This is a genomic window from Micromonospora sp. C95, from assembly GCF_018070465.1.
In the GTDB taxonomy this organism is placed as follows: domain Bacteria; phylum Actinomycetota; class Actinomycetes; order Mycobacteriales; family Micromonosporaceae; genus Micromonospora.
The window spans coordinates 93,994-105,727 of sequence record NZ_JAGPXT010000003.1; the positions used below are offsets into that span (position 1 = coordinate 93,994).

Here is an 11,734-nt window from a genome sequence, read left to right on the forward strand (position 1 = left end):
ACGCACTCCTACACGTTCATCGGGCGCAGCTGAGGGCGACTTGAGGTGGAGAGCTTCCCGATCTGCGCCGCCAGCTGGGCGACTGTCGGACTGCGGAAGACCATGGTGACCTTGACGTCGACCTTGAGTTCCTTGCGGATCCGGCCGATCAGGCGAGTGGCCAGCAGGGAGTGGCCACCGTGCTCGAAGAAGTCGGCGTCGATACCCACCTCGTCCACCCCGAGCAGCTCGGCGAAGAGCCGGCAGAGAACCTCCTCGGTGTGGTCACGCGGTCCCCGCCCGGTCGTGGTGGTGGTCTGTTCCGGGGCGGGCAGTGCGTTGCGGTCGAGCTTCCCGCTCGACGTCAGGGGAAGCTGAGCCAGCGGGACGATCGCCGAGGGGACCATGTACTCGGGGAGGTTCTGCCGGGCCTGCTCGGTCAGCGCCGACAGGTCCAGCCGTGCCGAGTCCCCGGCCGGGTCGGCCGGCACCACGTACGCGACCAACCGCTGGTCGCCGGGGCGGTCCTCGCGCAGCACGACCACCGCGGTGCCGACCTGCGGGAGTGCGGTGAGCACCTGTTCGATCTCGCCCAGCTCGATGCGGAACCCGCGAACCTTGACCTGGAAGTCGGACCGCCCGAGGTACTCGACCTGGCCGTCCTGGTTCCAGCGCACCAGGTCGCCGGTGCGGTACATCCGGGATCCGGGCGTGCCGAACGGACAGGCGACGAACCGGCCGGCGGTCAGCCCGGTCTGTCCCAGGTAGCCGCGGGCCAGCCCGGCGCCGGCGAGGTACAACTCGCCGACCACCCCGGGCGCGACCGGGCGCAGCGACCCGTCGAGCACGTAGACCTGGGTGTTCCACACCGGCGCGCCGATGGGCACCCGGTCCGCGCCCGGCACGTGCCGCCACGCCGTGACCTCGACGGCGGCCTCGGTCGGGCCGTAGAGGTTGTGCACCTCGCAGCCGGGCAGCAGGTCGACCGCCGCGTTGGCCAGGGCGGCCGGGAACGCCTCCCCCGCGACCTCCATCCAGCGCAGGCTGTCGCACTCCTTGGCCGTCGGCTCGGTCAGGAAGGCCTCCAGCAGGGAGGGCACGAAGTCCGCGCCCGTCACCCGTTCCCGCTGGATCAGGTCACTGAGGTAGGCGGGATCCCGGCGTCCGTCCGGCCGGGCGATCACCACGGCGGCGCCGACCTGTAGCGGTGCGAACAGCTCCGGCACCGACACGTCGAAGCTCGCCGTGGTGCTCAGCAGCACGCGGTCCTCGGCGCCGACGTCGAAGTGTGCCAGGCCCCACCGGAGCCGGTTCATGATCGCCCGGTGCGTCACCTGCACGCCCTTGGGCATGCCGGTCGAGCCGGAGGTGTAGATGACGTATGCGGCGTTCTCCGGCGACAGCGTGCGCCGTGGGTTCTCCGTCGGGCAGCCGGACACGTCGGGCAGGTCCTGGTCGAGCACCAGCAGCGGCTTCGCGCTGTCCAACACCTTTCGGGTGCGGTCGGCCGGCAGCTCGGTGTCCAGCGGCAGATAGGCCGCGCCGGCCTTGACCACCGCGTAGATCGCCACCAGGAGTTCCACCGAGCGGGGGATCCGCACCGCGACCAGTTGCTCGGGTCCGGCACCCTGCTCGATCAACCAGTGCGCCAGCTGGTTGGCGCGCCGGTTGAACTCGCCGTACGTCAGGTTCTCCCGCTCGTGGATCAGCGCCAGCCGGTCCGGGTCGCGTGCCACCTGGGCCTCGAACGCGCCGGGCAGCGTGTCCGCGGCCACCGGGTGGGTGGTGTCGTTGACCTGGCGCAGCAACCAGTCCCGCTCGTGGTCGGAGAGCACGTCCACGGCGCCGACGGCCGTCGTCGGGTCGTCGAGCATCTGCTCCAGCACCCGGACGAGTCGCGCGGCGATCACCTCGGCCGCGTCCCGGTCGAACAGGTTGGTCTGGTAGTCCAGGGAGAGCCGCAGATAGGGATCGGAGGAGTTCAGCGTGAGCGGGTAGTGCGAGCCGGCGAGCGGCCGGATGCGGTCGATGGTGAACCCGGCGGCGACGTTCGCCTCGACGATGCCGACCCGGTCGATCGGATAGTTCTCGAACACGACGATCGTGTCGAACAGGGCGGGGAGCCCGGTGCCCCGCTGGATGTCGGCCAGCCCGTAGTAGTGGTGGTCGAGCAGCGCGACCTGCCGGTTCTGCAGCTCGGTGACGACCTCGCCGAGGCTGTCGTACGGCCGGCAGTAGGCCCTGGTCGGCAGGGTGTTGATGAACAGGCCGACCATCTCGTCGGAACCGGTGAGCTCCGCCGGACGGCCGTTGACCGCGGCGCCGAACACCACGTCCGGCCGGCCGGTCAGCTTCGACAGCAGGATCGCCCACGCGCCCTGCAGGAGCGTGTTCAGGGTGACCCCGAGTTGCCCGGCCCGCCCGGCGAGCTCGCGGCCCTGGTCGATCGAGAACGGCACCTCGACGCGCCCGAGCGCGGACGCCTCCTCGGCGATCGGGGTGTCCGGCGCCACGATGGTCGGCTGGTCGAAGCCGGCGAGTTCGGCCTGCCACCGGGCGGCCGACTCCTGGCGGTCTTGGCGGGACAGCCAGGCCAGGTAGTCGCCGTAGTCGCGGACCGGAGGCAGCGCCTGGTTGTCGGCGTAGAGCTGGACCAGGTCCTTGATCACCAGCGGCGACGACCAGCCGTCGAACAGGGTGTGGTGTGCCGTGATGACCAGCTTGGCCCGCTGCGGTCCGCAGGTGAGCAGGGCCAGGCGCAGCAGCGGCGGCCGGGCGGGGTCGAGCCGGTCGGCCCGGTCCTCGGCCAGCAGGCGGTCCAGCGCGGCGTCTTGTTCCGCGTCGCCCTGCCCGGTCAGGTCTATGTGCCGCCAGGGCAGGGCGACGTGTTCCGGCACGACCTGGACGGGATCGCCGTCGGTCGCAGTGAGGAACGCGGAGCGCAGGTTCGGGTACCGGCGCAGCAACGCCTGTCCCGCCGACCGAATCCTCGTGGGTTCGACGGGTCCGGACAGGTGCAGCACGAATTGCATGTGGTAGACGTCGAAGGTGTCGTCGGCGAGCGCGGCCTGGAACTGGATGCCGGACTGGCCGGGCGCCTGCGGCCACACCTCGGCCAGCCGGCCGTAGCGCTGCTCCCAGCTCTCGATCTCGTCCTGCCGGACCGAGACCAGCGGGGCGTCCGAGGGGGTGAGGCCACCGATGGGCGTACGGGCGGCGTACACGGCCATGCCCCGCAGCACCTCGGCCCACAGGTCGGCCAGTTCGGTGACCCGCTCCCGGGACAGCACCCCGGACGGGAACATGAAGATCGTCTGGAGCTGGGTGCCGTCGGCGGTGTCCACGGCGACCGAGTTGACCTCCAGTGCGGACAGGGCTGGCAGGTCCGGGTCGGGCATCGCGATCAGCTCGGTGGACCAGGACGCCGGCACCCACCCGTGGGTACGCAGGTGTTCGGGCACATCGGTGTCGGAGATCCGGCCGAGGTAGTTGAAGCCGATCTGCGGTGCCGGGTAGTCGGCAAGCTGCTCGGCGGTCTCCGGGTTGAGGTAGCGCAGCAGTCCGTAGCCCAGGCCCTTGTCGGGCACCTCGCGCAACTGCTCCTTGACCAGCTTGATCGCCGTACCGGCGGCCGGGCCGCCGACCAGCACGTCGGCGAGGTCGACCCCGGGTACCGCCACCCGGGCCGGGTACATGCTGGTGAACCACCCCATGGTCCGGGACAGGTCGGCACCGGGCACGACGTCCTCCTCGCGGCCGTGCCCCTCCAGCCGGACCACGGTGGGTTGCGGCGCACCGCGCCACCGGTCCAGGGCCAGGGCCAGCGCGGCGAGCAGCACGTCGGTCCCGGTCGCCCGGAACGCCGCCGGAAGCTCGGTCAGCACGACGTCGGTGACCTCGGCGGGCAGCCGCAGCCGCACGGTGTCGACGGTGCCCATCAGGTCCACCGACGGGTCGAACATCCGCTGTCCCAGCGGCGGGTTCGGCAGCTCCAGCAGGTCCCGCCAGTAGGCCAGTTCGGTCTCCCGCCGCGGGGAGATCGCCTCGTCGGCCAGGGCAGCGGTCCACCGGCGAGCCGACGTGCCGACCGCGGGCAGTTCGGCCGGGCGTCCGGAGCCGATCCGGTGCCACGCCTCGGCGAGGTCCGACATCAGGATGCGCCAGGAGACGCCGTCCACGACCAGGTGGTGCAGCACGATGAGCAGTCGACCGGTGCCGTCGGTCGCGGCGAACCAGACGAAGTCGGTCATGATCCCGGCTTCCGGGTCGAGCCGGCCGAGCGCGGCCTGCAGCTGCGCCTGCGCCTGCGCCAGCGCCGCTGGCTCCGCCCAGTGGCCGTCGCAGGTGACCGGGTGCAGCAGGTCGCCCGCCCGTACGCTGCCCGGCGGGCGGACGTCGAGGCTGAGGTCGCCGTCGCGGACCAGCCGCGCCCGCAGCAGGTCGTGCCGGTCGAGGACGGCGTCAAGCGTCGCGGTCAGCCCGTCGGTGTCGATGCCGGCCGGCAGCTCCACCGTCATGGCCATGGCGAAGCGGTCGATCGCGCCGCCGTGTTCGAAGACCTGCCGGGCCACCGGGGGCAGCACCATCGGGCCGACCCCGCCACCGGCGTCCTCGACGAGCGCGGGGGTGCGGTCCCCTCGGGCGCCCGCCAGTTCGGCGAGCCGGGCCACGGTGCGGCCTTCGAAGATCTCCCGGGTGGTCAGGTGCAGGTTGCGCGCCCGGGCCCGCGCGACGACCTGGATCGAGCGCAGGCTGTCCCCGCCGATGCCGAAGAAGTCGTCGTCGATACCGACCCGGTCGACCCCGAGCACATCCGCGTACGCGGTGGCGATGATGGACTCGGCCTCGGTGCGCGGCGCCCGGTAGGTCCCACCGGAGAACTCCGGCTCGGGCAGGGCCGAGCGGTCCAACTTGCCGGTCGGACCGACCGGAAGTCGGCTCAGGGCGACGAACGCCGACGGCACCATGTAGTCGGGCAGCCGCGCCGCGACGAACTCGCGCAGTTCGGCTGCCGAGGCGCCGGCCTGCACGTCGACGTCGCCGATGCCACCGGCGCCGTCGTCGCCGACCCCACCGTCGCCGGTGTGCACCACGTAGGCGACGAGCCGCCGCCCGCCGCCGGGCACCTCGCGGGTGATCACGACGGCCTCGCTGATCCCGGGGTGCTGCGTACAGGCCGCCTCCACCTCGGCCGTCTCGATGCGGAAACCGCGCACCTTGACCTGGCTGTCGTCGCGACCGACGCACTCCAGTTGGCCGTCGGCCCGCCAGCGGACCAGGTCGCCGGTGCGGTACATCCGCTCGCCGGCCGGGCCGAACGGGTTGGCCACGTAGCGGTCGGCGGTCAGTCCCGGGTGACCGTGGTAGCCACGCCCGAGCGAGGCGCCGGCGACGTACAACTCGCCGAGCACCCCCTGCGGTACGGGCACCAGGCCCGGACCCAGCACGTAGGCGCGCACGTTGTCCAGCGGGGTACCGATGGGCGCGACGTCACTGTGCGTCCAGTCCTGCTCCGCCGGCAGGGAGAAGGTGGTGGCGTAGAAGCTCTCGCTCTGCCCGTACGAGTTGACGATCTGCACGTCGGGCCGGACCTCGCGGATCTGCCGCACCAGGCGACCGGGCAGCACCTCTCCGGCGAGGACGACGGTACTGACGTTCGGTGCCCGGTCCAGGTGGGCGGTCAGTTCGCCGAGCACCGACGGCACCGCGCTGACCACGTGGCCGTCCCAGCCGTCGCGCTCGCCGAGTGCCAGCGCGTCGGCCACCACCTCGACGGTGCCGCCGGTGGACAACGTGGTCAGCAGCTCGAAGACCGAGACGTCGAAGTTGACCGAGGTGCCGGCCAGCATCCGCCATCCGGGCGGCGCGTCCAGGCGGCGGGTCAACGCCCGCACTCCGTTGACGACGTTGCGGTGGGTTATCGCGACGCCCTTCGGCCTGCCGCTGGAGCCCGAGGTGTACATGACGTACGCGAGGTTGTCGGCGGCCGGCGGGATCGGGGACGTCCCGTCGGGTGCCGCCCACTTCTCGCGGTCGTCGAGGTTGACGACCGACATGTCGTCGTGGGGCAGCTCGGCCGAGGTGGCGGTGTCGGTGACGGCGAAGCGTGGACGCGCCTCGGCCAGCACGCCCGCGGCCCGCGCACCCAGATACCGCGTGTCCATCGGCAGGTACCCGGCACCGGACCTGAGGATCCCGAGGAGGCCGACCACCAGGTCCGCCGAGCGCGGCACCGCCAACACCACCAGGTCCTCCGGCGTGGCCCCGCGCCGCACGAGTTCCCGGGCGAGATGGTCCGCCCGGTCGTCGAGTTCGCGGTAGGTGAGCGTACGACCGTCGCAGACGAGCGCCACGGCGTCCGGTGTCCGGGCCGTCTGGCGCGCCACCAGCTCCGGGATCGTCTGCTCGTCGATCGTGGTGGCGGTGTCGTTGAACCGGCTGAGCAACCGGTCGCGTTCGGCCGGCGCGAGCACGTCGGTCCGGTCGACGTCGCGGTCCGGGTCGGCGACGAGCTGACGCAGCACCCGCGTGAAGCGGGCGGCGACGCCCTCGACCGTGTGCCGGTCGAACAGGTCGGTGGCGTACTCCAGGCGGACGCCGGCACCGCCGGAACCGTTCGGGATGATGTTGAAGAACAGGTCGAACTTGGCCGTCCCCGTCTCCAGGGTCTCCGACTCGGTCTCCAGACCGGCGAAGGCGAGCTCCCCCAGGGGTTCCTGCCAGGCGAGCATCACCTGGAAGAACGGGTGGTACGCGGTGGAGCGGTCCGGGTTGAGCAGTTCCACCAGTCGTTCGAACGGCAGGTCCTGGTTGTCGTAGGCGCCGAGGCAGCGATCACGCACCCGGTCGAGCAGCTGCCGGAAGGTCGGGTTGCCGCTGAGGTCGACCCGCAGCACCCAGGTGTTGACGAAGAATCCGACCAGGTCACGCAGTTCCTCGTCGACCCGGCCGGCGATCGGCGCACCGATCGGCACGTCGTCGCCGCAGCCGAGGTGGCGCAGCAGCACCGCCAGCGCGGAGTGCATGACCATCGACACCGTGACGTCCTGCTCGGCGACGAGTCGCTGCACGGCCGCGAGCAGCTCGGGCTCGATCGGGAACTCCACCAGGTCGCCGTGCGAGCGCATCACTCGCGGACGGGGCCGGTCCGTCGGCAGCGCCAGAGGCTGTGCCAGACCGTCCAGCGCCGCACGCCAGTACGCCAACTGCCGAGCGGCCACGCTCTGCGGGTCGGACTCGTCGCCGAGCATCTCCTGCTGCCACAGCGTGTAGTCGGCGTACTGCAGCGGCAGCGGCGCCCACTGCGGGGCCCGCCCCTGGCGACGCGCCGCGTACGCGATGCTCAGATCGCGCAGCAGCGGCCCGAGCGACTCCCCGTCCAGGGCGATGTGGTGCACCACCAGGACGAGCGTGTGTCGACCGGTGCCGGTGCGCAGCAGCCGGGCGCGGATCGGGGTGTCTGCGGCCAGGTCGAAGGTCTCCTTGGCCACCGCGTCGACCGCCGCCGGCAGGTCCGCCTCCGCGATCTCGACGGCCGGCAGGTCGAACGGCCTGGCTCCGGATGGCAGCACCTCCTGGTACGGGATTCCGTCGTCGCCTTCGACGATCACCGTACGGAGAACCTCGTGCCGGTCGATGACGTCCCGGAGCGCTGACTCCAGCGCACCGACGTTCAGCTCACCGGTCAACCGCAAGGCGAAAGCGCCGTTATAGGTCGGCGACGGGCCCTCGAACCGGTCCACGAACCACAACCGGCGCTGCGCGAACGACAACGGAATCATTGTTTCTCCAAATCGGCGAACCTGGGGAGCAGAACGTCGGTCAGTCCTGGTCGAGCAGGGCCAGAAGTTCCTCGTTGTAGAAGTCGTCGATGGATATCGCTCCCGACAGGGTCGAGAAGTAGCGATCGATGTGCTCCTGGTGGCCGACCAGCTTGCGCAGCATGTCCGTGCGACCCTCGGGCTTGAGTTCGGCCACGTTGAGAGCACCCTGGTAGTGGTTGAGCGCCTCGTTGCTCAGGCTGCGCTCGTAGCGCCGCAGCGCCGACCGGAGCGCCCGGTCGTCGTGCAGGTCCGCGCCGATGTGGTCGGTGAGCGTCTGCGCCTGCACCCACGCCTCGGTGATGCCCCGCGCGGTGATCGAGTCCTTGTGGTTCACCGCGTCGCCCACCAGCACCCAGCCGGGCCCGTACGCCTTGCGGAAGTAGTTCTCCTGGTGCCCGGTGCCGTAGAGCTGTTCCACCCGCTCGCCGGACCGCATCCGCTCGTACAGCTCAGGTGCCGTCGAGCGGAACGCCTCCAGGTAGGCGGGCTCCACCGCCTTGCGGACGTCACCGAAATCGGCCTGCGGGAAGTAGGTCATCAGCAGGGTCAGGTCGTTGTTCGTGGGGACCACGCCGATCCAGCGACCGGGCCGCTCGTAGAGCTCGAAGTTCGCCGGCACCCCGGCCCAGTAGCTGTAGTAGACGCAGGTCAGCCGGGCGTGCTCGATCACGTTCGGCGCGCCGACCTTGCGGGCGACGAGCGAACGCATGCCGTCCGCGCCGACCACGAGCCGGGCCCGTTCGGTCGTCTGCACGCCGGCGGGCGTGGTGTACCTGACCCCCACGACCCGGTCGTCCTCGTAGATGAGGTCGTTGACCGTGCACGACTGCCGGAACTCGGCGCCGGCCCGCGCGGCACCTGCCGCGAGGATCGGGTCGAGGACGTACCGCCGCGGCGCGTACGTCGTCCGCAGGCCGTTGATCGGCAGGGAGAACCCCTCCACACGCACCCCGGGTGCCTCGTACACCTGGTGGGTGATGGGCTGGACATCGGTGGCGCGCAGCTCGTCGAGCAGCCCCCACCGGTCGAGCAGCGCCACGCCCTGCGAGTGCAGGTAGTGCGAGGAGAGGGTGTCCTGCGGGAACTTCGCCTTCTCCAGGAGCAGGACCCGGTACCCCTGCCGCGCGAACAGCATGGCCGTCGGCGAACCCGCGCAACGGGCACCTATGACAATGACGTCGTACATGGCGCCTCTCTTAACCAGGCTTCACGATTGACACGGCCCCGGATGGGGCCGGCTGAGGTATGCGTTCACACAGCGCGCGGAAACAGCCGCTGTCGAGCGTCGGCAGGCCGGTATGCGCCGCTATCCGGTGGCGGCCCGCGAAGATTCGATGTACGCCGAGATGGACGCCACCGTCGGGTTACGGAACAGCTGGTCCACGGGCACCTCGACACCCAGTTCGACGATGAGGGACCGCTGAATTCGGGCCATTATCACCGACTGGCCGCCGAGGGCGAAGAAGTCGTCGTCGACGGCCACATCGTCCCGCCCGAGTTCGCGGCGCCAGATCGCGTGCACTCTTTCGGTAATCATCACGTTTCCTTCGTCGGTCATCGGGCCGGTACGCCGGTCCGCAGCTCGTCGAGCAGCGCCGCGCGGTCGACCTTCCCGTGCGGGGTCAACGGCAGTCGGGCGATGGTGCGGAATCTGGCCGGCACCATGTTCCGCGGCAGGGTCTCCAGCAGCCGGGCCCGCACGTCGTTGTCGGCCAGCGGGTCACCGGTCGGCACCAGGAAGGCGGTCAGCTCGCAGTCGCCGGAGCCGTCGGGGCTCACCACGACCGCGGCCTGCCGGACTCCGGCCAGCCGGCCCAGCGCCCGTTCGATCTCGTGCGGATCGATGCGCATGCCGCGCACCTTCACCTGCGTGTCCATCCGCCCCAGGACGATGAGCTGGCCGGTCTCGGTGACGTATCCCCGGTCGCCGGTGCGGTAGATCCGCACCGGAGCACCGTGGACCTGGATCGTGGTGAAGCGCGCCGACTCGGGACCCGAGCCGTTGAGATAGCCCGCGCCGACGCTGCGGCCGGCGATGCAGATCTCGCCCGGTTTCCCGGTGCGCACCCCACGCAGTTGCTCGTCGAGGATGTGGATGTCGGTGTTGTAGCCGGGCCGGCCGACCGGTGCGACGTCGTGCTCGTCGCTGCGATAGTCGGCGAGGTCGTACGAGGTTGCCACGTCCGCGCACTCGGCGACGCCGTACTGGTGCAGCAGGGTGCAGGTGTTCCCCTCGGCCCTGGCCCACTCCAGGACGCGTTCGACGTGCAGCGGCTCCCCGCCGAACAACATGTAGTCCAGCCGGGTGAGGGCGTTCCCGCCGCTCGCGATCTCCCAGTCCACCAGCACGTAGAGCGTGGACGAGGCGCAGTTCACCGTCCGGATGTCATGCTCGGTCAACATCCGGTACGCCATCGCGGCGTCGAAGTTCCGGCTGGCCATCAGGTACTGGGTGGCGCCGCAGAACAACGGCATCATCAGGCTGCGCTGCGAGAGGTCGAACCCGAACGCGCTGACCACGAGGTTGTGCGACTCACGGTGCAGGCCGAACTCGAAGGTCAGCCAGTTCAGGAGGTTGAACCAGTTCTCGTGCCGGACCGCGGTCAGCTTCGGCGTACCCGTCGAGCCGGAGGTGAAGACCGCATAGCAGAGATCCTCGCCGGTGACCGGCACGTCCGGGTCGACCACCGGCATCGCCGCCAGCTGGTCGGACATCTGCGCCAGGTCGATGACGGGGGCGTTCGCGCACTCCACCAGCTCGACCGTGGCGGGCGCGGCGACGATGGCGGCGAGTTGCGGTATCTGACCCAGCAGCAGCCGCAGGCGGGCGGCCGGGTAGGCCGGGTCCAGCGGCACGTAGGCCGCACCCGCCTTGAGGGTGCCCAGGATGGCGACCAGCATGTCGGCCGAGTAGTCGAGGCAGACGCCGACCTTGGCGCCACGTCCGTGGCCACGCTCGACGAGCAGATGCGCGAACTGGTTGGCTCTGGCGTTCAGGTCTCGGTACGACAGGCGCTGCCCGGCGCAGTGGACCGCGGTGGCGTCGGGGGTGTCCGCGGCGTGCGCCTCGAACCGGCGGTGGACCACCGGCACCGCGGGCAGCGGTACTCGTTTACCCGGAAGAATCATCAACCTACTCCGATGTGACGGGTGGCCGGCCGGCCTGGTTGCCGGATCACCACGAGGGGGACGGTGCAGCGTCGTCAGGCGACGCGCCGATCGACGGCGTCGAGGACGCGGGTGACCCATTCGTCGACCGAGAGACCGCGCGCGGCGGCCAACTTCGAGTAGCAGTCGAGTTGGTTCGCGGACAGCTCGATAGTGATCTTGGTGGTCGACGCCTGGCGTTGTTCGGCGTCCACCGCGGCTGCCAGCTGTGCGACGCCCTGGCTCTGGTCGCCGTCGGTGACCGGCGGTGCGGCGTTCGCGCCGCGCTCGGCCAGACTGGCCCGAACCGCCTTGCGGAGCTCGTTGCGCGACCACTTCTGCTGCTCCGCCTTGCGCAGCCAGTAGTCCTGCTCCGCCGGTGCCAGGCGGGCCAGCTCGGCGTGATGGGCGAAACTGAGCGTGTCCCGCCGGCGGCCGTGCTCGAACCGCCGGGCAACCCATGCGTAGTTGCGCAGGGTCTGGTAGTCCAGGCCGGTCCGCTCGATGGCCTCCCGGTACCGCCGCCACCCGTACGTGGTCTCTCCGAAGATCAGCCAGTCGGCGAGCCACCAGGCCGACGAGTTCGCCAGCTCGCGGAGGCTGCTGCCGATCTGTTCCCAGGATCGCTCGGACAGACCCTGCGGGAAGACCATTCCCGACTTCCGTACCGTCGTCTGGTTGCCGACGAACGAGACCACGAGATCGTGCTGCGTGTGTCCGCCGGCGCTCAGCGGTCTGGTTCGGCATTCGTCCACGGTCTTCACGGATGTCCCCCATTCCTTGTC

5 protein-coding genes are annotated in these 11,734 nt (G+C 70.7%); all 5 read right to left on the bottom strand.

Annotated features, from left to right (window positions below; genetic code table 11):
* Nucleotides 1–8: 8 nt before the first annotated feature.
* Complete coding sequence (locus tag KBX00_RS05140) at nt 9–7,760, bottom strand: non-ribosomal peptide synthetase (protein WP_210823789.1); 7,752 nt, start codon at nt 7,758–7,760, stop codon at nt 9–11.
* Nucleotides 7,761–7,800: 40 nt separating this feature from the next.
* A complete protein-coding gene (locus tag KBX00_RS05145; protein ID WP_210823791.1) occupies nt 7,801–8,988 on the bottom strand; it encodes an NAD(P)/FAD-dependent oxidoreductase in 1,188 nt (395 codons plus the stop codon).
* A 120-nt stretch (nt 8,989–9,108) separates the two neighbouring features.
* Nucleotides 9,109–9,339 (bottom strand): acyl carrier protein, encoded by a 231-nt coding sequence (locus KBX00_RS05150; protein ID WP_210823793.1) that lies wholly within the window; start codon nt 9,337–9,339, stop codon nt 9,109–9,111.
* 17 nt (nt 9,340–9,356) lie between these two features.
* On the bottom strand, nt 9,357–10,931 hold the full coding sequence (locus tag KBX00_RS05155) for an amino acid adenylation domain-containing protein (protein ID WP_210823795.1): 1,575 nt from the start codon (nt 10,929–10,931) through the stop codon (nt 9,357–9,359).
* 74 nt (nt 10,932–11,005) lie between these two features.
* A complete protein-coding gene (locus tag KBX00_RS05160; RefSeq protein ID WP_307868097.1) occupies nt 11,006–11,713 on the bottom strand; it encodes an LmbU family transcriptional regulator in 708 nt (235 codons plus the stop codon).
* Nucleotides 11,714–11,734: the final 21 nt, after the last annotated feature.

Coding starts and splice junctions, on each gene's coding strand:
- KBX00_RS05140 (WP_210823789.1), bottom strand. CDS start 7,760: ATGATTCCGTTGTCGTTCGCGCAGCGCCGGTTGTGGTTCGTGGACCGG.
- KBX00_RS05145 (WP_210823791.1), bottom strand. CDS start 8,988: ATGTACGACGTCATTGTCATAGGTGCCCGTTGCGCGGGTTCGCCGACG.
- KBX00_RS05150 (WP_210823793.1), bottom strand. CDS start 9,339: ATGATTACCGAAAGAGTGCACGCGATCTGGCGCCGCGAACTCGGGCGG.
- KBX00_RS05155 (WP_210823795.1), bottom strand. CDS start 10,931: ATGATTCTTCCGGGTAAACGAGTACCGCTGCCCGCGGTGCCGGTGGTC.